At 42.2% G+C, this 23,614-nt stretch carries 21 protein-coding genes; 1 reads left to right on the forward strand and 20 read right to left on the reverse strand.

Annotated features, from left to right (window positions below; genetic code table 11):
• Positions 1 to 257: 257 nt before the first annotated feature.
• From dapA to dpaA, 5 genes are all read right to left on the reverse strand, one after another.
• Complete coding sequence (dapA, locus tag V7654_RS00210; RefSeq protein WP_335427542.1) at positions 258 to 1,124, reverse strand: 4-hydroxy-tetrahydrodipicolinate synthase; 867 nt, start codon at positions 1,122 to 1,124, stop codon at positions 258 to 260.
• 81 nt (positions 1,125 to 1,205) lie between these two features.
• Positions 1,206 to 2,450, reverse strand: coding sequence for an aspartate kinase (dapG, locus tag V7654_RS00215; RefSeq protein ID WP_335427546.1), 1,245 nt, complete (start codon positions 2,448 to 2,450; stop codon positions 1,206 to 1,208).
• 46 nt (positions 2,451 to 2,496) lie between these two features.
• The gene (gene asd / locus V7654_RS00220; protein ID WP_335427547.1) at positions 2,497 to 3,546 is read right to left on the reverse strand and encodes an aspartate-semialdehyde dehydrogenase; all 1,050 of its coding nucleotides are present in this window, start codon (positions 3,544 to 3,546) and stop codon (positions 2,497 to 2,499) included.
• Positions 3,547 to 3,731: 185 nt separating this feature from the next.
• Positions 3,732 to 4,328 (reverse strand): dipicolinate synthase subunit B, encoded by a 597-nt coding sequence (gene dpaB, locus V7654_RS00225; RefSeq protein ID WP_335427551.1) that lies wholly within the window; start codon positions 4,326 to 4,328, stop codon positions 3,732 to 3,734.
• Entirely contained in the window at positions 4,325 to 5,227 is a 903-nt protein-coding gene (gene dpaA, locus V7654_RS00230) for a dipicolinic acid synthetase subunit A (RefSeq protein ID WP_335427952.1), read from the reverse strand. The genes dpaB and dpaA overlap by 4 nt, the downstream gene beginning before the upstream one ends.
• A gap of 331 nt (positions 5,228 to 5,558) precedes the next feature.
• Here dpaA and V7654_RS00235 point away from each other — a divergent pair, with 331 nt between their 5' ends.
• Positions 5,559 to 5,735, forward strand: a complete 177-nt coding sequence (locus tag V7654_RS00235; protein ID WP_335427553.1) for a hypothetical protein — start codon at positions 5,559 to 5,561, stop codon at positions 5,733 to 5,735.
• A 43-nt stretch (positions 5,736 to 5,778) separates the two neighbouring features.
• Here V7654_RS00235 and V7654_RS00240 read toward each other — a convergent pair whose 3' ends face one another.
• The 15 genes from V7654_RS00240 to V7654_RS00310 all read right to left on the reverse strand — a co-directional run bounded on the left by V7654_RS00240 (position 5,779) and on the right by V7654_RS00310 (position 23,569).
• Complete coding sequence (locus V7654_RS00240) at positions 5,779 to 6,024, reverse strand: YlmC/YmxH family sporulation protein (protein ID WP_335427555.1); 246 nt, start codon at positions 6,022 to 6,024, stop codon at positions 5,779 to 5,781.
• Positions 6,025 to 6,163: 139 nt separating this feature from the next.
• On the reverse strand, positions 6,164 to 7,396 hold the full coding sequence (locus tag V7654_RS00245; RefSeq protein WP_335427557.1) for a M16 family metallopeptidase: 1,233 nt from the start codon (positions 7,394 to 7,396) through the stop codon (positions 6,164 to 6,166).
• A gap of 85 nt (positions 7,397 to 7,481) precedes the next feature.
• Entirely contained in the window at positions 7,482 to 8,444 is a 963-nt protein-coding gene (locus V7654_RS00250; protein ID WP_335427559.1) for a polysaccharide deacetylase family protein, read from the reverse strand.
• A 256-nt stretch (positions 8,445 to 8,700) separates the two neighbouring features.
• Positions 8,701 to 10,815, reverse strand: coding sequence for a polyribonucleotide nucleotidyltransferase (gene pnp, locus V7654_RS00255; RefSeq protein WP_335427561.1), 2,115 nt, complete (start codon positions 10,813 to 10,815; stop codon positions 8,701 to 8,703).
• Positions 10,816 to 11,139: 324 nt separating this feature from the next.
• A complete protein-coding gene (gene rpsO / locus V7654_RS00260; protein ID WP_207498390.1) occupies positions 11,140 to 11,409 on the reverse strand; it encodes a 30S ribosomal protein S15 in 270 nt (89 codons plus the stop codon).
• Between the two features lie 124 nt (positions 11,410 to 11,533).
• The gene (ribF, locus tag V7654_RS00265) at positions 11,534 to 12,487 is read right to left on the reverse strand and encodes a bifunctional riboflavin kinase/FAD synthetase (protein ID WP_335427562.1); all 954 of its coding nucleotides are present in this window, start codon (positions 12,485 to 12,487) and stop codon (positions 11,534 to 11,536) included.
• Positions 12,488 to 12,521: 34 nt separating this feature from the next.
• Positions 12,522 to 13,439 (reverse strand): tRNA pseudouridine(55) synthase TruB, encoded by a 918-nt coding sequence (gene truB, locus V7654_RS00270; protein ID WP_335427564.1) that lies wholly within the window; start codon positions 13,437 to 13,439, stop codon positions 12,522 to 12,524.
• Positions 13,440 to 13,619: 180 nt separating this feature from the next.
• Complete coding sequence (gene rbfA / locus V7654_RS00275; protein ID WP_335427566.1) at positions 13,620 to 13,994, reverse strand: 30S ribosome-binding factor RbfA; 375 nt, start codon at positions 13,992 to 13,994, stop codon at positions 13,620 to 13,622.
• Positions 13,995 to 14,013: 19 nt separating this feature from the next.
• Positions 14,014 to 14,295: a DUF503 domain-containing protein gene (locus V7654_RS00280; protein ID WP_335427568.1), complete on the reverse strand. Its 282-nt coding sequence runs from the start codon at positions 14,293 to 14,295 to the stop codon at positions 14,014 to 14,016.
• Positions 14,295 to 16,613 carry a translation initiation factor IF-2 gene (infB, locus tag V7654_RS00285; protein WP_335427570.1) on the reverse strand — a complete coding sequence of 773 codons (2,319 nt, stop codon included), beginning with the start codon at positions 16,611 to 16,613 and terminating at the stop codon, positions 14,295 to 14,297. The genes V7654_RS00280 and infB overlap by 1 nt, the downstream gene beginning before the upstream one ends.
• Before the next feature lie 19 nt (positions 16,614 to 16,632).
• A complete protein-coding gene (locus V7654_RS00290; RefSeq protein WP_335374944.1) occupies positions 16,633 to 16,935 on the reverse strand; it encodes a YlxQ family RNA-binding protein in 303 nt (100 codons plus the stop codon).
• Positions 16,935 to 17,216 (reverse strand): RNase P modulator RnpM, encoded by a 282-nt coding sequence (gene rnpM / locus V7654_RS00295; RefSeq protein ID WP_335427571.1) that lies wholly within the window; start codon positions 17,214 to 17,216, stop codon positions 16,935 to 16,937. Before rnpM ends, V7654_RS00290 begins: the two co-directional genes overlap by 1 nt.
• A 15-nt stretch (positions 17,217 to 17,231) precedes the next feature.
• Positions 17,232 to 18,341: a transcription termination factor NusA gene (nusA, locus tag V7654_RS00300; protein WP_335427572.1), complete on the reverse strand. Its 1,110-nt coding sequence runs from the start codon at positions 18,339 to 18,341 to the stop codon at positions 17,232 to 17,234.
• A 70-nt stretch (positions 18,342 to 18,411) separates the two neighbouring features.
• Positions 18,412 to 18,882, reverse strand: a complete 471-nt coding sequence (gene rimP / locus V7654_RS00305; protein ID WP_335427573.1) for a ribosome maturation factor RimP — start codon at positions 18,880 to 18,882, stop codon at positions 18,412 to 18,414.
• 361 nt (positions 18,883 to 19,243) lie between these two features.
• Entirely contained in the window at positions 19,244 to 23,569 is a 4,326-nt protein-coding gene (locus tag V7654_RS00310) for a PolC-type DNA polymerase III (protein ID WP_335427574.1), read from the reverse strand.
• Positions 23,570 to 23,614 lie beyond the last annotated feature (45 nt).

Below are 23,614 nucleotides of genomic sequence, written 5' to 3' on the forward strand. Positions count from 1 at the left end.
ACGAGAACAACTCATAAGGAAAAGTTCGCAGCAAGGTTTTATGTGAACCTTTCGAAAAAAATTCAAAAGTAAGAATCGGGTGAAATATCCCCCTTCTTTTCCCCTTTTTTCCTTCGAGCACACTATAACGTGAAAAAAAACTTTTTTTCATTTACCGATTCAATCGCAAGAAACACATTCAGAGGAAAATTAGATTTAGGAATAATACCAATAATAAAAAAACCAACCTTAAAGTTAAAGGTTGGTTTAATAATTCATTAAGAGAATAATTTTGCTATTGCACTTCGTTCTTGTTCTGTTAAAGGTACCATCGGCAATCTTACTGAGCCAACATCCAGGCCCTTAAGCTGCAATGCAGTTTTAACAGGGCCCGGGCTTGGAGCTGCAAAGAGTCCCTGCATGATTGGCAGAAGGCGCTGGTGAAGTTTTGCTGCATCAGCATTCCTTCCACTCAAGAACGCATCTACCATGGCTTGCATTTCATTTCCAATCACATGGGAGGCGACAGATACAATTCCGACACCGCCAATTGCAAGGACAGGCAGAGTTAGGCCGTCATCCCCGCTGTAAAGAAGGAAATCATCTGGAGTTTCGGCAATGATTTTCGTCATGGCATTCAAATCGCCGCTGGCTTCCTTAGCCGCTACGATATTCGGAATTTCCGCCAGTTTAATAATCGTTTCCGGATGGATATTGACTACGGATCTTCCCGGAATGTTGTAAACCATAACAGGGAGAGATGTTGCCTCAGCTGCTGCTTTAAAGTGCTGATATAATCCTTCCTGGTTGGGTTTGTTATAGTATGGCGCAACAATCATGATAGCGTCCACACCAAGCTGTTCAGCTTTTTTTGTCAATTCAATGGTAGCATAAGTGTTGTTGCTCCCTGTCCCTGCAATGACAGGTACTCGCTTATCAACAACTTTTACTACATGCTGGAATAGAGCGATTTTTTCCTCTTTAGAAAGGGTTGGAGATTCTCCTGTTGTACCTGCTACTACGAGGGAATCAGTTCCATTGTCAATCAAATGGTTTACTAGCTGTGTAGTTTTTGCGAAATCAATGTGCCCCTTGTGGTCAAATGGGGTTACCATTGCTGTAGATATTCTTCCGAATTGAACCATTCTGTTCACTCCTCTTCTCTCTGGCTTCTACGGCCGGTCGGCACCTACTGAGCCTCCGGCAGTAAAAACAAGATAATCACTTTAAATATCATGGCGCTCAAATTCTGCTTTTTCTTCATCAAGCTGGAATGCATCATGCAAACCATTTACAGCCTTGCTGAGATCATCTTGCTTCACGAGCACCCAAATTGTTGTATGGCTGTCTGCAGACTGCAGAATTCGGATTCCTTTTTCAGAAAGCGCAGTAACAATTTTCGATGTTACACCAGGCACACCTGCCATGCCCGCTCCAACAACTGAAACTTTCGCACAGTTTCTCTCAATCTGTGGAATATGCCCCAACCCCTCAAGCACCTTTGCTGCACGGCTGGTCATTTCATCAGAAACAGTGTATACGACGCCATTTGGTGAAATATTGATAAAATCGACACTGATGTTTTCATTAGCCATGGCTTTGAAAACTTCAGATTGGAGATTGTATTGATCTTTTTTCGCAAACACCTTAATCTGGCTTACATTGGAAACATGTGCAATTCCAGTTACCGGGCGCTCTTTGATATCGGTACCTTTATTTTCACGGTTTAAAGACGTCACAAGCGTACCGGGACTTTCAGAATAAGTTGACCTGATCCTGATTGGAACTTTGGCTTGCATGGCAATCTCCACTGCACGCGGATGGATAACCTTGGCACCCTGGTATGCCATATTGCACACCTCAGTATACGTGACAACTGATAGAGGTCTAGCATTTTCGGCAATTCTCGGATCAGCAGTCATGATGCCTTCTACATCTGTAAAAATATCAATCCATTCGGCATTCAAAGCTGCACCTAGCGCAGCTGCGGACGTATCACTGCCGCCCCTGCCAATCGTTGTGATGTCACCATTTTTAGCTGAGCCTTGGAAACCTGCGACAACAACTGCATCCACCTGCTCCAATTCACGGAGAAGCCGATCGCATTTCATGTCTAGAATCCTTGCATTCGTATGCTCGTTGTTTGTCCTAAACCCTGCCTGGGATCCAGTAAGAGCGGTCGCACTGATTCCGTTTTCCAGAAGCATATTGGAAAAAACCACACTGGAAATCGTCTCTCCGCAAGAGAGGAGCAGGTCATGCTCCCGCTTGCTGATCAAACTGTTATTGCCTCCGATCATGCTTAAAAGCGTATCTGTTGCGTAAGGATCGCCTTTCCTTCCCATCGCGGATACTACAACGACAGCTTTATAACCTTCTGAAATCGCCTTTTTAATATGGCTCATGGCGTGACTTCGGCTTTCCTTATCACGCACAGAAGTGCCGCCAAATTTTTGAACGATTATTTTCATCGTAACACCTCAAGAGTTTCTGTCATTAATTCAGGTAAATTTTTACTTATTTTACTATTCCAAGCTCAACAAGGCTCTCAGCAATTTGAACTGAGTTCCATGCTGCACCTTTTAGCAGATTATCGGAAACGACCCACATATGGAAGCCTTTATCGTTATCGAGATCTTTCCTGATCCTGCCAACGAATACATCGTTTTTGCCTACACAGAAGGCAGGCATAGGATAAAGCTGCTGTTCAGGATCATCCTGCAGGACGACTCCTGGAGCATTTGCCAATAATTCTTTTACCTGGGCAGCAGTTACTCCGCCCTGACCCACTTCAAAATATACTGATTCAGAATGGCCAGTGCCTACCGGCAGGCGGACACATGTTGCAGCCACTTGAAGCTCTGGCATGTGCATGATTTTCTTTGTTTCGTTAATCATTTTCATTTCTTCATATGTGAAACCATTATCCACAAACGTATCGATCTGCGGGATGGCATTGAACGCGATTTGATAATGATTATCTGCAGATTTTACAGGCAGGATTTTCGGTTCATACTGGTCGCCGTTGAGGATTGCCTGAGTCTGTTCTTCAAGCTCCTGTACTGCAGCTGCTCCAGCACCAGAAACAGCCTGGTACGTAGAGACGATGATTTTCTCAAGGCCAAAGTTCTGGCGTAAAGGTTCTAATGCAACAACCATCTGGATTGTTGAGCAGTTTGGATTCGCGATGATTCCATTATGGGAATGCAGGTCTGCCTCGTTCACTTCTGGCACTACAAGCGGAATATTCTCATCCATCCGGAAAGCACTTGTGTTATCGACTACTATAGCACCACGCTTAACCGCTTCTGGTGCCAAAGCCTTTGATACACTTCCTCCAGCACTGAAAAGAGCGATATCTACTCCTTCAAAGCTTTCAGGCTTTGCTTCCTGAACAGTTATTTCATTCCCTTTATAAGTAACCTTTGTTCCAGCTGATCTTGACGATGACAGTAATAATAGTTCTGACACAGGAAAATCACGATTCTCAAGTGTCTGGATCATTTGCTGACCGACTGCTCCTGTTGCTCCAACCACTGCTACTCTGTAACCTTTTCTCTCTGACATTGCTGTTTCCCCTTCCACTACGAATATCGTTTTTTAATCCGGCTTTTACCGGCTGGTTGTAATATAAGTATAAAACGGCGGTTCATACGAAATAACCGCCTTGTTTATTATCCTATATTTTATCATAATCAATCATTAAGGAAAGAAACATTTTGCTTCACTGCCGGAGAAAAGCGTTACCAGATTTAACTATCCTTGTATCGCTCAACAAGTACTGGCTGTATTTGGCTTCCATTCATTGCCGAAATGATTGTTTCTGATAGCATTCCCATCCTTGCTACCATTGAATTTGGTTTTTTAACAGGATCATCCTGACCAAATGGAATGAAATAAATATTTTTCGTTGCCATTAGTCTCATAAGATTTACCCCGTTCAGCCCCAATGCATCATTAGTGGAAATACCAAGGACTACAGGCATGCCATTTCGCAGTGTCGCTTTAGCTGCCATCAGAACTGGTGAATCAGTCATTGCGTTCGCAAATTTACTCATTGAATTTCCTGTTAATGGGGCTATCACCATGCAATCAAGCGGAATTTTAGGGCCAAGGGGTTCTGCTTTTACAATTGAATCGATTACTTTATTACCTGTCAATTCTTCAATTCGGTGTACCCAGTCTTCACCCTTGCCGAAACGTGTTTCTGTATTTTGCACGGTGAAAGTAACAACCGGCAAAACTTCGGCTCCTGCATTCACCAGCTTTTCAATTTCCGGGAAGACTGCATCATACGTGCAGTGGGATCCAGTTAAACCAAATCCGATCTTCTTACCTTGTAAACTCATGCTTCTTTCTCCTTTCGGTCATTAAAGTCTTCCATAAGCAGCTGAGAAAGAACGTTAGCTAAAATTTGTCCAGCAGTCTTCGGTGCTACGATTCCTGGCAAACCAGGAGCAAGCAATGCCTTAATTCCCCGCTTTTCTGCATAGCGAAAATCCGTTCCACCTGGTTTAGATGCAAGGTCAATGATTAAAGTATGAGCTGGCATCCTTGAAATCACAGAAGCATTTACGATTAGATGCGGTATCGTATTGATACAAATGTCTGTATCCCTGACAGCACTGCCTAAATCAGTTAGATGGAAAGGTTCAAGTCCCATTTCCGCAATCCTTGCGATATGCTCGCTTTTTCGCGCTCCAACCTTCACTTTGGCACCAAGTGCATGAAATGTACGTGCTACACTCATACCGACTCGGCCAAGACCGAGGACAGCTACCTTAGATCCGTGGATTGTGAAGTCTGTATGCTGGATGGCCATCATGATCGTGCCTTCCACTGTTGGAATAGAGTTATAGATCGCCACATCATCACGTTCAAATAGCTGCACGAGTTTGCGGTCGGCCTGTTTGGTAATTCCAGTCAAATATGCATTGCTAATGCCTGAATAAACCGTGCAATGTGCCGGAGTACGTTCAAGCATTTCTTTAATAAGCACTACCTTTTCATTCGAGAATATCGTCTCGACCTGCCCTTCCAGACTTGTTCCTGGAACTGGCAATACCAAAGCATCCTGGACTGAAAAATCCACTTCATCTATCTTTTCTTTTGAGGCACCTGTAAAAGCATGATCCAACTGCTCGAAGCCTATTAAAGAAAGCTTTGCATCAAGCTCTGTCAGCTTGCGAATAATCTCCAGCTGTCTCGCATCACCGCCAATAACCGCGATTTGCATACCTGTCAGCATGAGAACAATCACCTTCTTTTCCATTAATCCTGGAATAAATATCAATCATTTAGAACTACTTCAACATCATATGTATCTACCTAGAAATAGGTGAGTTTTCCACAAAAAAGAAAAGCTGCCCGAGCTGAAGTTGGACAGCGTGGTAAATAGTTTTTTTAGTGCTCGTTTGATGAGTTTCATTATTCAATTATGAAATCGACTAAACTAAGGAACTTCCCCAGCATTTTCGAAGAGCCAATTAACAGGGCTATTAAAATTATTTTGGTTTTGGCACCTGTTGATTGGAGCGAAGGGTACTCGACTCCTCCGAAAATGATAACGCATTTCCATCGTGCGTGGGCAGATTCGAGGAAGCTTTTCAAAGTCCTGCCGGATCATCGGCCCAAGTGAGACCCAGGTAGAAAGGGGCCGCCAGAAGGACCATTTTACCTCGCAGGAGCAAAGTGACGAGGAAGTTCACTGGATGCCCCGCGGAAAGCGAGTGCCTGGAGCGAAATCAACAGTCTAATTTTACAAAGCAAAAAAAAATAAGCCAGCATGGCAGCTGGCTTTCATTCTTCTTCATCTGGTATATCAATAATAATCATGTCGGCCCCAATCTTTTTTATATGCCTCCATGGTACCCTTACTTCACCGCCCTGCTTACGCAATCCGAACCACTTTAGCGATGGAATAATCAAGGCCTCAATCTGACCTGTTCTTTCATTGATTTCCAAATCTGTCTGCCCGAGGATTCCCAATCTTTCAGCCCTTTTTACATCGACAATTTCCTTTCCGCCAAGTTCACTTAATTTCATCGTGCCCTCCCGAATCTTTGTCCTTACTATATATGTATCGATGAACGCGCTGATTTAGAATACCCAACTATATAAAAAGGCACTGCGGAACATCGCCAACATAAAAAACAGCAGCTTCCTCAGGAAGCTGCTGTACGAATTATACTTTTGGCAATTCGCCATCCGGGCTGATCAGTGCAACAGAATAGTTGTCTGTAAAGATGCTGTTAGCCATACTATCAACACTATTCTTAGTCACCTGGTCAATTTGTTCAACTATTTCATCTAGTGATCTGTGCCTTCCAAGCAAAAGTTCATTCTTACCGTTTCTGCTCATGCGGCTGTTAGTGCTTTCCAGGCTGAGCATCAGGCTGCCTTTTAGCTGTTCCTTGCTGTTGTTAAGCTCTTTCTCGGTAATGCCATCAGCGGTCAGTTTTGAAAGTGTCTCTTGAATCGTCTCGTATAATACATCGAGCTGTTTTGCTCCAGTGCCTCCATAAATTGTTACAATCCCACTGTCAAGGTAAGCTGAATGGTAGGAGAATACTGAATAGGCAAGACCGCGCTGTTCACGAACATCCTGGAACAAACGGCTGCTCATGCTGCCTCCTAGGACATTATTAAGGACAATCAGACTGTATACATCCTTATGGCCGATTTGCAACCCTTCAAAGCCAAGGCAAAGGTGCGCCTGCTCGGTTTCTTTTTTGCGCGAAATCTTATTTGCATGGAATCCTGGCTTTACATGTTCAATTTTTTCTTTGCTAGCCTCATATGAGCCAAAGAATTCCTCTGCATTCTTAATGAAGGCTTCTGGGACGTTTCCTGCAATCGAAATGACCACGTTTTCCGGAGTATATGTTTCATGCATATACTGCTCCAATTTTTCTCCCGTAAATGTTTGGAGCGTTTCCTCTGTTCCTAAAATCGGATAACCAAGCGGATGCTCGTTGTAAATTGCCTTGCTGAGCAAATCATGCACGATATCATCAGGTGTATCTTCATACATTTTAATCTCTTCATTTACTACGTTTTTCTCTTTATTCAATTCTTCAGCAACAAAAGTGGAATTGAAGAACATGTCAGCTAAAACTTCTAATGCAAACTGTGCATGATTGTCCAGAACCTTTGCATAGTAGCAAGTATATTCTTTTGATGTGAACGCGTTTACCTGTCCGCCTATGCTGTCGAACGATTCAGCTATCTCCCTTGCAGATCTTGTCTTCGTTCCCTTAAAGAACATATGCTCAAGGAAATGTGAGATTCCGTTATTCTCTGGATTCTCATTACGTGATCCTGTTCCAATCCATACTCCGATTGCGACAGAACGAACAGTAGGGATTTGTTCAAGGACGATTCTTACACCGTTTTGGCATGTATATTTCTTAATCAATTATATTCCTCCTCTGGAACCTGCTGCTAAAAATACTGCATTTAATAAGTATAGTTCATTTATCTTACTTTTTCCAAATACAAAGCTATTCTTTCATTTTTTTTGCCAATACCCTATTTTCACTCAACATATCTGAAACTGTCCCAATTTGCATATCTTTATCCTTTATTTGAATGATTAATTGTTCAAGAGAAGCTGCTGTAGATTCGGTTGGATGCATCAAAATTAACGCCCCATTATGGACCTTACCCATTACCCTGCTAATCAATTTTTCAGGTGAAGGTTTTTGCCAGTCAATCGTATCAACGCTCCACATTACGGTACCTAACTTATGCGCAGCAGCAATTTGGACTACTTCTTCCTTATAAGATCCGCTTGGGGGAGCAAACCACTTTGTTTGTACTCCTGTTACAGCCTCTATAACATCATTGGTTTTTTTGATTTCTTCATTAATTTCCGGAGCGGAAAGCTGCTTCATGTTTGGATGGGTAAAGGAATGATTGCCAATTTCGTGTCCAGCCTCGGCAATCATTTTAGCCATTCCCGGGTTATTTTTTACCCAGCGTCCCTCGAGAAAGAAACTGGCTGAAACGTTATATTTTTTAAGCGTAGCCAGCATTCCTGACAAATATTCATTTCCCCAGGCTACATTAATGATGAAACTGACCATCGGTTTTTCTGGGTGGCCTTTATAAATAGCCATTGGCGGAAGATCAGATAAATGGACATCCGGAGATATTTGTTTGTAAACAAGCTTATCCGGGTTAAACTCGCCATCCTTTTTCATCTTTTTATAGGAATCCTCTATATCCACTTTCAGTCCATTATAGCCGGGTATGGCTTTCCACACCGGATCCTTCCTTGCATTTGAAGGCTCCACTTCGTACTCCTTCGCTTTCTCTTCAATTTCTCTAATCAACGAATGCTCCTGTCCAGAAACAGGCACAGCATCAGTTTTAAGGTTAGCAACATATGTATTGGAATATGGATTGTTAACTGAGAGCCAGGCTCCAATTATCAAAACTGAAATTAACATAATCTTTCTCATATTTCTATCCTCCCTTTAATAAGCTATATAAGTTGATGGCTCAGTTTGTTGTTTTTAGCAGGTGGAAAGCGAGCGCCTGGAGCGGAAATCTACAAACACAGCTAAGTGAATACTGCATCTAAAAAGCAACAACATGAGCAACAAAAGCCTTATTAAAAAATATGAAACCGGAGGACAAGGTAGAACGAAAGGTATGAACCTCAATAAGAAAAATACATATAAAAAGGCCAGGGTTGCCCCTGGCCTTTTTTAATCATTATTCTTTTTCAGCCTTCTCACGCTGCTCTTTTAAAACCGCTTTACGTGAAAGATTTACTCTTCCTTGTTTATCGATTTCAGTAACCTTCACAAGAATTTCATCCCCAAGCTTCAAGATATCTTCCACTTTTCCAACTCGCTCTTCAGCTAGTTCGGAAATGTGTACAAGTCCATCTTTACCTGGGAAGATTTCAACGAAAGCACCAAATTTTTCGATGCGGCGTACTTTACCAAGGTACATCTCTCCGACTTCAACTTCGCGGACGATGTCTTCAATAATTTTCTTAGCCTTTTGAATCATTTCTTCATCAACTGAGCCTATAAATACCGTACCATCTTGTTCGATATCGATTTTTACGCCAGTTTCTTCAATGATTTTATTGATCTGTTTTCCGCTTGGTCCAATGACATCACGGATTTTATCCGGCTTAATCCACATTGAAATAATCTTAGGTGCATATTTAGATAGCTGTTCGCGTGGTTCTTGAATAGTAGCTAGCATTGAATCAAGAATTTGCATACGGCCGATTTTTGCCTGCTGCAATGCTTCTTCAAGAATCTGGCGTGATAAGCCTTCAATCTTGATATCCATCTGCAATGCTGTAACACCTTTTGACGTACCTGCTACTTTAAAGTCCATATCACCCAAATGATCTTCCATCCCCTGGATATCAGTCAGGATTGAATAGTGCTCTCCTGATTTAATAAGACCCATTGCAATACCAGCAACTGGTGCCTTAATTGGCACACCAGCATCCATCAAAGCTAATGTACTTGCACAAATACTAGCCTGTGAAGTAGAACCGTTTGATTCAAGAACTTCTGAAACCAGGCGGACAGTATAAGGGAAATCTTTTTCATTTGGAATCACAGGTTCAAGAGCTCTTTCACCTAATGCTCCGTGCCCGATTTCACGTCGGCCTGGACCCCGGATCGGGCCAGTTTCACCAACTGAGAATAACGGGAAGTTATAGTGGTGCATAAAACGTTTTTCTTCCTCGATTCCAAGTCCATCAAGGATTTGCACATCACCCATTGCTCCAAGCGTACAAATGCTCAAAGCCTGTGTCTGTCCTCTAGTGAACAATCCTGAACCGTGAGTTCTAGGAAGCAATCCAACCTCAGATGAAAGCGGGCGGATTTGCTCTAATTTACGTCCATCTGGACGGACTTTATCTTCAGTGATCAAACGGCGGACTTCGCCTTTGACGATTTTATCAAGGATTTGTTTAACCATTTTAAACTTGTCTGCGTCGACTTCCTGCTCTTCATAACGAGCAACAACGGCATTTTTCACTTCTTTGATTGCGTCTTCGCGTGCATGCTTCTCTTGCACCTGGATGGCAGCCAGCATATCTTGTTCACAAATTCCGCGAACTTCAGCTTCAAGTTCTTTGTCGATCTCATAAAGAGTGATTTCTCTCTTCTCTTTACCAACCTGAGCTACGATTTTCTGTTGAAAAGCAATTAAACGCTTAATTTCATCATGGCCGAACATGATCGCTTCAAGCATGACTTCTTCTGGAACTTCGTTAGCACCAGCTTCAACCATGTTGATCGCATCCATTGTACCTGCAACAACTAAGTGCATATCGCTTTTTTCTGTTTCTTCAACAGTAGGATTGATGATGAAATTACCATCAACTCTGCCAACTGTAACACCAGCAATCGGTCCTTCAAAAGGAATATCAGAAACACAAAGAGCAAGGGAAGAACCAAACATTGCAGCCATTTCAGATGAGCAATTCTGATCGACGCTCATAACAATGCTGATAACCTGAACATCATTACGGAATCCATCTGCGAATAATGGTCTGATTGGACGGTCAATCAACCGGCTTGCAAGAATAGCCTTTTCACTTGGACGTCCTTCACGCTTAATGAAACCGCCTGGAATTTTACCGACAGCATATAATCTTTCCTCATAATTGACTGTAAGCGGGAAAAAATCTAAATTCTTTGGTTCTTTTGAAGCAGTTGCTGTACTTAGAACAGCTGTATCGCCATAACGGACAAGCACTGCGCCATTTGCTTGCTTTGCAAGCTGTCCGATTTCGACTGTAAGCTTACGCCCTGCCCAGTCTAAGGAAAAACTTTGTTTTTCTTGTTCCATGCTTTTAGGCCCCTCTCTACCATAAAATCCATCCAGGACTGATGCCTGGGAATTATTTAAAACAGCACCTATGCCTGTCTTATTAACAAATATCCTTAATAATTAAAATTAAACTCTTCAATGCAAGGCATAACCAGCATCGACCTTGTTTAGTCACATTTAGAGCTGATTCGAACCTGCAGCATTACTTTCCGAAAAGAGCTTACTTAAACAACTTTTATGTTATAGTATGCGCTATTTAACAACGCTTAATATCATGAGTTTGTTATGTATCTTCCAAAATTTTTCCTAATAAAAAAGCGGGATAAATCCCGCTTTGACAGACTATCTACGTAGACCAAGCTTGTTGATTAAATCGCGGTAACGAGAAACGTCTTTGTTACGAAGGTAAGTCAAAAGATTACGACGCTTACCTACCATTTTCAAAAGACCGCGACGTGAGTGGTGGTCCTTTTTGTGAACGCGTAAGTGATCGTTCAATGTGTTGATTTCTGCAGTAAGGACAGCGATTTGAACTTCTGGAGATCCAGTGTCACTTTCGTGAACCTTGAATTCGTTGATAAGTTCGTTTTTACGTGCTTTTGTGATTGCCATCCGTGTTCACCTCCTGAATTATAATCCCCTGTTACCGAGCAAGCGTCGGTGACTCGACTTGCCAAGCAAAGGTTCTTTTTTGATACGTTAATAAGAATACATCTTTTTACGACAAAAAGCAAGTCTAACTCTTGTTTTTTTCAAAGTAGAGAATGGCTTCCTGCTTATCTTTATCTATTTGGGATACGAGCTGTTCAATACCGTCGAATTTTCGTTCACTGCGAAGACGTAAATGCCATTCAACATGTGCAGTTTTCCCATAGATTTCTTCGTTAAAATTAAAAATATGGACCTCAACAGATGGCTTTTCCTTCTTTTCACGATGGAATGTAGGCTTATATCCAACATTGCAGACACCTTCGTACCATAAGCCATCAATCTGGATCCTTACCGCATAAACCCCAGTTGGCGGCAGAATATATTGATCATCCATTTGAACATTTGCCGTCGGAAAGCCTATTGTCCGGCCTCGTTTTTCACCGTTAACGACTGTGCCTTGTGTTTTGTAGAACCTTCCCAGCAGTGCCGGCATTGAATCCACTTTCCCATCTCTAAGCAAGCTGCGGATCAATGTCGAACTGATCTTTTCATCATTAGCTCTTGCCAACTTCGAAACTACCGTGAATTCAAACTTGTTCCGCGAATGGAATTGAAGTGTTTCCATCGTTCCTTTGCCCATTTTCCCGTAAGTATAATCAAATCCCGCAACAACATGCTGGACATTTAATCCGATAATATACTGATCTATAAATTGCTGAGGAAGCAGGCTGGAGAATTCGGTCGTAAAATGGACGACAAATAAATAATCCACACCCATATTCCTAATTACATTTGCTTTTTCATCCAGAGGTGTTATGTTCTCTATATGCTGCACACTTTTCCCAAGCACAACAGAAGGATGGGGATCAAATGTCATGACAGCACTTTTTATCCCTTTATCGTCGGCAATACGTTTTGCTTCCATGATAACCTGCTGATGCCCTAAATGGACACCATCAAAATACCCAAGTGCCATTGCCATAGAAGGGAAATCCAGTTTCTCATATTCAAGAGGATGGTTTAGCTTAATCAATTCCACGATTTTACACACCTTTTCTGACCCAGCTGCTCAATTACTGCTCATTTCTTAACACTTTATCAGGCTTCATCAACCCATTTTTGGTCGGATGCTTCCTGTAAATAGCGAGCGCTACTCCGTCATCTGTTTCTACTACGATAGGGCCGCCAGTCTCCGACAAATTTTGTGGAATCTCGAGCAATGCCCCATTTTTCACTTTCTCTGCTACTGTATCATTTATGCGATATTTCGGCAAATAAGAAATACCGACTTCCAAGGGATGTAAAGCTTTCCGGACGCTTCCATCCTCAGCCATTGTTTCAAGCTGCTCGAATGTGAAACAATCCTCCAAAGTAAACTCCGCAGATTGTATTCTGATTAACGAAGACATATGAGCCGGATATCCCAACTTTTCACCAATCATGACGGCAAGCGTTCTGATATAAGTACCTTTGCTGCAGGATACCCGAAATTTAAAGCTTACTGTTTCACCCTCAAATTCATCCCTGTCATCGAGAAGCTCAATATTGTAGATGGTTACCTTTCTGGTGGGCCGTTCCACTTCAATTCCTTGCCTTGCATATTCATATAATTTCTTTCCATTCACTTTCACTGCGGAGTACATCGGCGGGGTCTGCTCAATTTCTCCAATAAAGGATTGCAGAACCTTTATAATTTCGCTTCGGGTAATGACTCGATCAACTGATTTCTCTTCTACTTTTTCTCCGGAGGCATCCTCAGTAGTTGTTGTATATCCAAGAGACACTTCACCTTCATAAGCTTTACCAGCATCCGTGATGTACTCAGCAATCTTAGTTGCCTTGCCAACGCATATTGGCAAGACACCTGTTACATCCGGATCAAGTGTTCCCGTATGGCCTACCTTTTTGGTCCTTAACAGCTTCCTAAGCTTAAAGACACAATCATGCGAAGTCATGCCCGCTGGTTTAAAAAGAGGCAGAATCCCTTCCATGCTCTTTCCCCCCTGTTTTTTGTTGTATGTATCCTCTATTCTCGTTGTTTACTCTATATTTGTTGTTTTACGTTAATTACTTCTATATGACGAAGCTTTATTCAAAAAAATGGATAGACTAGGTGTCTATCCATCTCTTTTACCTGATGAAACGGCCTGCAGTTAAGCTGGCCAGAATAATCATTCTTTTTCTTCCTTTTCTTCATCAGTTTGCTCTTCTCTTTGCAGCTCATGAATCAGGGAATTAATTCTGTTTCCGTATGCCATTGTTTCGTCAAATTCGAATATCAGTTCAGGCGTTTTTCTAAGGCGGATTCTTTGGCCAATTTCGGTTCTAATGAAACCTTTTGCCTTTGCTAATCCTTTTAAAGTATTTTCTCTCTGTTCCTCGTCGCCTAAAACAGATATATACACCTTTGCCTGCTGTAGATCGCCTGTAACTTGTACATCCGTAACTGTTACAAATCCAATGCGCGGATCCTTTATCTTGCGGCTGATGATATCGCCTAGTTCTTTCTTCATTTGTTCCCCAACACGATTTACTCTATGACCCATTTTCGATCACCTCGTTCTATTAAAGCCATTCTATTTCGGTGATGGTACGTTCGATCTCCGGAAAAGAGTCAATCATTTTAATAGCATTCTGCAGCTCCCTTTCAGTCGCAACCTTTGATGATGAAACAGCGGCAACGGCAATTGTTGTCCGCTGCCACACATCATGATGGTCAACTTCCGATACTGAAACATTATATTTTTGCTTCAGCCTTGAAATAATCCGCTGCAGTACTGCTCTCTTTTCTTTTAGAGAGTGAGCATCATAAATGATGCATTCACAGGCTGCTAAGCCTACTACCATTAACGTTCCACTTCTTCCATGATATATGCTTCAACAACATCGCCTTCTTTGAGGTCATTGAAGTTTTTAATGGTAATACCGCACTCATAGCCTTGTGCAACTTCCTTCGCATCATCTTTGAATCGTTTTAATGCATCAATCTGTCCTTCAAAGATTACTACACCGTCACGAATTAAGCGAACACCGCTGTCACGGGTAATTTTACCGTCAGTGACATATGAACCACCAATCGTTCCGATTTTTGAAACCTTGAAAGTCTGGCGGATTTCAGCTTGCCCAATAACCTTTTCGGCATAAACTGGATCAAGCATCCCCTTCATGGCAGATTCAATTTCTTCGATTACCTTGTAAATAATGCGGTGCAGACGGATGTCTACCTTTTCTGATTCCGCAGCGCGCTTCGCATTATTATCAGGGCGAACGTTGAAACCGATAACGATACCGTTAGAAGCTGCAGCTAATGTGATATCAGACTCATTGATCGCACCAACACCAGTGTGAATGATTCTTACATTGACACCTTCAACGTCCAGCTTTTGCAATGCTGCTGCAAGTGCTTCTACTGAACCTTGAACGTCAGCTTTAATAATTAGATTTAAGTCTTTCATTTCCCCTTGTTTCATATGTTCAAACAAAGTATCCAGACTTACGCGCGCTTTTTCGCTTCTTTGCGCCTGTACTGCTTGTGATGAACGGATTTCTCCAACCTGGCGTGCAGTCTTTTCGTCATCAAATACAACGAAACGGTCTCCAGCCTGGGGAACATCATTTAAGCCAGTGATTTCAACAGGAGCAGACGGACCTGCTTCTTTAACACGGCGTCCGAGATCATTTACCATCGCACGTACACGGCCGTAAGTATTACCTACTACAATCGGATCACCGATTTTTAGTGTACCGTTCTGAACAAGCAACGTCGCAACTGAGCCACGGCCTTTATCAAGCTGTGCTTCAATTACAGTACCAATTGCATTTCTATTAGGATTCGCTTTGTATTCTTCAACTTCACCAACAAGTAAAATCATTTCTAAAAGGCTATCAAGACCTTCTCCTGTTAATGCTGAAATCGGAACAAAGATGGTTTCTCCGCCCCATGCTTCAGGAACTAGACCATATTCTGTAAGTTCCTGCATAACACGGTCAGGGTTTGCAGTTGGTTTGTCCATCTTATTTACAGCTACGATGATTGGTACATTAGCAGCTTTTGCATGGTTTAAAGCTTCAACCGTCTGCGGTTTAACGCCATCATCTGCCGCTACAACTAAGATTGTGATATCGGTGATTGCTGCTCCACGCGCACGCATTGTTGTGAAGGCTGCGTGTCCTGGTGTATCAAGGAAAGTGATTTTTTTGCCGTTCTCTTCTACCTGGTACGCACCGATATGCTGAGTGATTCCGCCAGCTTCTCCCGCGGTAACCTTAGTGTTACGGATTGAGTCAAGAAGTGTTGTTTTACCATGGTCAACGTGGCCCATGATCGTTACAACAGATGGTCTTTCAATTAATGATGCTGCTTCATCCTCAGTGAAGTAAACATCAAGGTCAGTTGCATCGATTTTGATTTCTTCTTCAACCTCAACACCATAATCTGAAGCAATCAATTCAATTGCGTCTTTATCAAGATCCTGGTTGATCGTTGCCATGACACCAAGCATGAATAACTTTTTGATGATTTCTGAAGGCTCACGATATAGCTTTTTAGCAAGCTCAGCAACTGTCAAAGACTCAATGAAAGTAATTTTTGCTGGAAGCTCTTTTACTTTCTTTACTTGAGGCTGTGCAGCTTGCTGCTGGTTTTGTTTGCCTCTGTTCTGGTTTTGCTGGTTTCTATTTCTGTTGTTGTTGTTGTTTGGTTTGTTCTTATTGTTTTTATTAAAAGGCTGTGAATTTGCAGGTTTTTTAGCTGCTACTCCGCTTTTTACTTTTTCAGGAGTTGTTGCACGGCGCTCGTCATCGGAAAAAGCACTTGCTGTTGTTTTTAGCTGTGCCTTAGGCTGAACCTGATTATTTCTCTGCTGGTTTTGGCCTTGGCTGCGATTTTGGTTTTGATTTTGATTTTGGTTTTGGTTGCGATTTTGATTCTGTCCTTGGTTCTGTACCTGTGCAGCTTTCGGCTGGCTTTGCTGCTGAGGTTTAGCTTGTGTTGGTTGTTTTTCTTCTTTTGTATTATAAATGGCGTCTAGTCTCCTCACAGTTTCATCTTCCATGGCAGTCATGTGGTTTGAAACCTCGATGTTCATTTCTTTTAATTTTATAATCACGTCTTTACTCGATAAATTATGCTTCTTTGCATATTCGTAAACGCGTGTTTTACTCATATTTTCACCCCCGCTAGAATTAATCGAGCAACGTCAACAGTTTTTTTGCAAAACCCTCGTCCAGTAGGGCTACTACAACACGGGCATCCTTCCCAATAGCCTGACCAAGCTGATACCGGTCCGGTACCACCTTGCAAGGTACTTTATAGGAATTGCACTTGTCTGTAATTTTCTTTGTAGTATTTGCGGATGCATCCGCTGAAAGCAAAATGAGTTTCGCTTTGCCGCTTCGGATTTCTTTTACGGAAAGCTCTTCCCCTGAAATAATTTTCCGTGCTCGATTGGCTAAGCCAAGCAATGACATCCATTGATTCGAATTCATCAGGATAGTCTGTTCTCCTTTTCGATAAGTTCATTGAGCTCATCGTATATTGCATCGTCCACAGCTGATTCTAGTTGTTTGGACAATATATTACGTTTCTTTGCTAGCTGAATAGCTTCTTTATCTTTTGAAAGGTAAGCACCACGGCCTGATTTTTTTCCTGTCAGATCAATGGACACTTCTCCCTCTTTGGAGCGAACGATGCGAACGAGTTCTTTTTTCGGTCTCATTTCACCGGTAGCGACACATTTTCGCATAGGAACTTTTTTACGGCTGTTCACGATCATTCACCTCAATTAATCAATATCTTCGTCATCATAATCATCATTCGCTGATAACAATGGTTCATTGTCACGAGGATAGATACCTAACTCTCTAGCCTCAGCCTCTGCTTTAATATCAATCTTCCAGCCAGTCAATTTAGCGGCAAGACGAGCATTTTGTCCGCGCTTTCCAATCGCAAGCGAAAGCTGGTAATCCGGAACGATGACTGTAGTAGCTTTCTCTGCTTCATTGACAATGACATCAAGAACCTTAGATGGGCTCAATGCATTGGCTACGAAAACAACTGGATCTTCAGACCATTTGACGATGTCGATCTTTTCGCCTTTTAGCTCATTTACTACTGCCTGTACACGCGTTCCTCTTGGTCCAACGCATGAACCGACGGGATCGACTTCTGCATTATCGGAATGTACGGAGATTTTTGAACGGTCTCCAGCTTCACGTGCAACCGATTTAATTTCAACAGTACCATCATAGATTTCAGGAACTTCAATCTCGAAAAGTCTCTTTAACAGTCCCGGGTGGGTTCTGGAAACGAAGATTTGCGGACCTTTAGTGGTTTTTTCAACCTTGGTGATAAATACTTTGATGCGGTCGTGAGGTTTGTAATGTTCATTAGGCATTTGTTCATTTGCAGGCAGGATTGCCTCGATTTTCCCTAAGCTAACATAGATGAATTTCGGGTCCTGACGCTGAACGATACCTGTCATGATGTCTTCTTCACGATCGATAAATTCAGAATAGATGATGCCTCTTTCGGCTTCACGCACACGCTGAGTAACAACCTGCTTCGCTGTCTGCGCTGCAATCCTACCGAAGTCTTTAGGCGTAACTTCAAGCTCAACTACATCCTCAACCTGGTAATTTGGATTGATTCTCTGGGCATCTTCTAATGAAATTTCCAGGCGTGGATCGAATACTTCATCCACAACTTCTTTTCTCGCAAAAACGCGCATTGAACCATTGCCAAGATTTAAATCAATTCGGACGTTTTGCGCCTGATTGAAGTTACGGCGGTACGCAGAGATAAGCGCTGCCTCAATCGCTTCAATTAAAACGTCCCTGGAGATGCCTTTTTCTTTTTCAAGTACCGTAAAAGCATCCAACAATTCGCTGCTCATGAGATAAAAATCCCCCTTTTTTACTTCCCAACTTTATTTATAAATTGACTATAGATTATTTCTAGACAGATTATGAAAAAGTGACTGCAAGCCTTGCGCTGGCAATCTTATCAAATGGGAGTACAACCGTTTTCTTGCGCGTCTTGATTTTAACTTCAACAGTTACTGTTTCACCATTGTAATCGGTTAAAATTCCTTCGAAAGCCTTTTCACCATCAAATGGTTCATAAGTTTTAATGAAGACATTTTTCCCAATTGCTCTTTGATAATCTTTTTCCTTTTTAAGCGGACGTTCTGCACCAGGTGATGAAACTTCCAAAAAGTAGTTATGCGGGATTGGATCAAGGGCATCAAGCTTTTCGCTCAGTCGCTCACTGACTATGCCGCATTCTTCAATATCAATACCGTTGTCCTTATCAATGTATACGCGCAGGAACCAGTTCTTTCCTTCTTTTACGTATTCGATGTCTACCAATTCTAGTCCATTTTCAGTTAAGATGGGAGTTACTAGCTCTTCCACTGTTTCGGTAACCTTGCTCATAAAATCCCTCCTTTGACACAACATCTTTTACCATTCATTAGCATCAATACTTAATGACTCTTTATCACGAAAAAGTGCGTAACAACACGAAAGAGTGGGTTTCCCCACTCTCATCTGCCAGAGTTATCCGTAGTATTTCCAATAAAAATATAACATAACCAGGTATTTAATGCAAATACATACCAATCCAAAGGCATTGTCAAGGCTAATCGTTTAGCTGTTTTACAAGATATTGCTTCCTGGCTATACTGGCTTTTTGTCACTATCAGAAAATATTTTAGAATGGCTCTGTTAATCTTACCTGTTGATTTCCGCTCCAGGCAACAGGTGCTAAAAATCAACATTGACCTTTTTCCAGCCTTTAGAATAAGCTAAGCTGATTCTGGTCAGGCATCCCCTGCAAGCAGCCATGGTTGTCAAGGTACTCAAGAATTGTCTTGGAAATCTTCCCGCGCTGCTGAAGGTCTTCCTTCGATAGAAATTCTCCCTCTTCCCTTGACTTGACTATATTGATGGCAGCATTAGTGCCGAGTCCAGGTATTGCATTGAATGGCGGGATCAAGGTGTTCCCCTCAATGATGAATTCAGATGCACTGGATTTATATAGATCAACTTTCGCAAAGTTGAATCCACGCTCGCACATTTCAAGGGCAAGTTCCATTACAGTCATCAAGTTCTTTTCCTTCGTAGAGGCGTCAAGTCCCTTTGCATTTATTTCCTCAATCGTTGCGCGGATGCTTTCAGAACCGCGTACCATTGCATCAACGTCAAAGTCGTCTGCTCTCACAGTAAAGTATGCTGCATAATACATGAGCGGATGATGGACCTTGAAATACGCTATCCTTACTGCCATCAATACATAGGCAGCTGCGTGGGCCTTAGGGAACATGTACTTGATTTTTTTACAGGAATCAATATACCATTCTGGCACCTTATTTTTACGCATTTCTTCTTCCATTTCATCACTCAAGCCTTTACCTTTACGAACTGATTCCATGATTTTAAAAGCAAATGCCGGCTCCAATCCTTGGTAGATTAGATAAACCATGATATCATCACGGCAGCCGATAACTTCGCTTAAATTACAGGTTTTGTTATGAATCAATTCCTGGGCATTTCCCAGCCATACGTCTGTTCCGTGGGAAAGACCTGATATCTGTACTAGCTCAGAGAAAGTGGTTGGCTTTGTATCTTCAAGCATCTGGCGAACGAAGCGTGTACCAAATTCCGGGATACCAAGCGAACCAGTTTTAGAGATAATTTGCTGTTCGGTAACCCCTAGTGATTCCGTACCACTGAATATCTTCATGACCTCTGGATCATCAGTTGGGATGGTCTTTGGATCGATACCGCTCAGATCCTGAAGCATCCTGATAACGGTTGGGTCATCGTGTCCAAGAATATCAAGTTTTAATAGATTGTCATGGATGGAATGGAAGTCAAAATGGGTCGTTTTCCATTCCGAGGTGTTACTGTCCGCAGGAAACTGAATAGGTGAAAAATCATAAATATCCATATAATCCGGAACTACGATAATTCCCCCCGGATGCTGTCCTGTTGTTCTTTTAACACCGGTACAGCCTGATGCCAGGCGGTCAATCTCAGCTCCCCTGAGCTGAAGATTATTGTCACCCTGATAACCCTTTACATATCCATACGCAGTTTTATCAGCGACCGTGCCAATCGTACCTGCGCGATAAACATATTCTTCCCCGAACAGAACCTTCGTGTAATTGTGCGCTCTAGGCTGATATTCCCCTGAGAAGTTTAAGTCAATATCGGGAACCTTGTCCCCTTTGAATCCAAGGAAAGTCTCGAACGGAATATCATGCCCGTCTTTTTTGTATTTAATGCCGCAGTCTGGACAATCCTTATCCGGCAGGTCAAAACCAGAGCCGACAGATCCATCGTTGAAGAACTCAGACTTTTTGCATTTAGGGCATACATAATGAGGCGGAAGCGGATTTACCTCAGTAATCTCTGTCATCGTTGCTACAAAGGAAGAGCCGACCGATCCACGTGATCCAACTAGATATCCATCATCTAGCGATTTCTTAACAAGCTTATGCGAAATCAGATAGATAACTGCGAACCCGTTGTCAATTATACTTTTCAGTTCTTTCTCAAGCCGTGCTTCTACTATTTCCGGAAGTTCGTCTCCATAGATACTGCGGGCCATTCCATAACTCATGCTCCGCATCTCTTCATCTGCACCTTCTATTTTCGGTGTGTAAAGATCATCTTTAATCGGCTTAATAACATCAATCATATCAGCGATTTTATTTGTGTTTTCTACAACTATTTCTTTCGCTTTTTCAGCACCTAAAAATTTAAAGGCATCTAGCATTTCGTTTGTCGTCCTGAAATGAACGTCCGGAAGTTCGTGGCGATTCAGCGGGTTGGCACCGCCCTGTGAGCTGACTAAAATCTTGCGATAGATTTTATCATTTTCATTCAGGTAATGGACATTTCCCGTTGCTACGACCGGCAGTTCTAGTTTCTCTCCCAGTTTGACAATATTTGAAATGATGTCCTCGAGCGCTTTTTCATCACGCACCAATTCCATTTCAAGCAGATGGGCATAAACCTGTTTAGGGTGAACTTCTAAATAATCATAAAAATGTGCTGCTTCTTCCACCTCTTCGGGGCCCTTCTGCATCATGCCCTCAAACACTTCACCTTTATCACAACCAGACCCAATCAGGATACCTTCCCTGTGCTTATTCAGAACAGATCTAGGGATCCTAGGGACACGATAAAAATAATCAATGTGTGAAATTGAAACTAATTTAAAGATGTTTTTCATACCAACTTCGTTTTGTGCCAGCAAAGTAGCGTGGTAGGGACGCGCACGCTGGTAAGCTTTCCCCTGACCCATATTGTCATTTAATTGGTCATGGTATTCAATCCCTTTTTCAGCGGCATCCTTTAGCATCCTCAGCATAAGGTAGCCGGTTGCCTCAGCATCGTAAATCGCACGGTGATGCTGCGTCAACTCGATATCGAATTTCTTTGCCAAAGTATTCAACCGGTGGTTCTTCATATCTGGATATAGGAATCTACCTAATTCTAGTGTATCTATAACCGGATTAGGAGCTTTTCCCAAACCAATTTTTTTATAGCCAACATTCAGGAAGCCCATATCAAAGGAAGCATTATGCGCAACCAGGACGCTATCTTCGGTCCAATCATGGAATCTCTGAATCACCTCACTTACTTCCGGTGCATTGCGGACCATATCGTCTGTGATTCCGGTTAAGTTGATGGTTGTCGCCGATAATCGGTGATGTGGGTTGGCAAATGACTCAAAGCGGTCAATGATTTCGCCATTGCGGATTTTAACAGCCGCAAGTTCAATGATTGTATCATATACTGCAGAAAGACCTGTTGTTTCTACGTCAAATACAACATAGGTATCTTCTGTTAGCATGCGGTGCGCATCATTATAAGCAATTGGTACACCATCATCTACAAGGTTGATTTCAACACCGTACAAAATCTTGATATCATTTTTCTTGCCTGCCCCGAAAGCTTCAGGGAATGACTGAACCACTGCGTGATCTGTTATCGCAACTGCCTTGTGCCCCCACTTTGCAGCCTGTGCGACTAGTGCGCTGACAGGTGTGACTGCATCCATCTGGCTCATCGGTGAATGAAGGTGTAGTTCTACTCTTTTTTCTCCCTCAGGAGCTGTATCGATTCTACCCTTCGCTTTAATTTCATTGATATCATTACCAATCATGACAAGGTCCCGTACAAAAGTGTCATTCTGGATGCTGCCGCGAACCTTTAGCCACATTCCCTTAGAAACTCGCTGGTAAAGAGCTGCATCTTCCTTATCGCGAGAGAACATTTTAACCATGATGGAGCTCGTATAATCTGTAATTTTAAATGTTAACAAAGTTCGGCCGCTTCGCAGTTCCTTCGTTTCTGCAAAGAAAACATATCCTTCGATTGCAACTCTGCGTTCTTCATCCACGATTTCATCCAGCTTGCGGAAGTCAGCATCATCCTTGATCGTAAGGCCGATTGTAAGAGGGCCATCTTGCGCTGCACCATCACCTTGTGCTTTTTCCGCTTCCTTCTTCTGCATTTCAATCATGGCCATCAATCCGCGTTCCTGATCTTCCTTCTCTTTCGCCTTCATGAACTTTTCATATTCATCAGAAGTGCTGTTTTCGCTCACTTCCGTATCAATAGTCAATAAAGGAAAACCAAAACTCTGGTATATATCAGTAATGACGCTTGCATATTTTCTTTTTAGAGCAAGACCTTCTGTTTCATTTCTAACACTCAAGATGATTTTCGTACCCTGGATTTTTGGATTTTGTTCATTTAAAAGTTTTAAAAGCGGAGGTGCGATCCCATCTATTTCTTTTACGCAAGACTTCCAGTACTCCAGTATTACCTGGTCATTAATTGCTTGTTCAAGCACTTTTACAGTGAAAGAAATTTTAGCTATATGTGAAAAGGTTCGTTCTAGCTGCATGGTGAATGTGCTATATAGATCACAAGGAATTATTCTTTCAAACTGAAAATAAAAATGCCACTTCCTCGCTTGTTTTTCAACAATCACTCTTTCAATTTCAGCATTCTGAAAATGAGTGACAATTGCATCTTCTGTAAGCTGCAGCTGCTGCAGCAGGAGCTGAAACCTTTCTTTTTTCCCCGTAGAAAGATCACCCATGGTTACATCTCCTCCCATCTAAAAAAGCATGAACTATCTCTCTAT

Source organism: Bacillus sp. JJ1609 (assembly GCF_036967045.1).
GTDB lineage: Bacteria > Bacillota > Bacilli > Bacillales > Cytobacillaceae > Mesobacillus.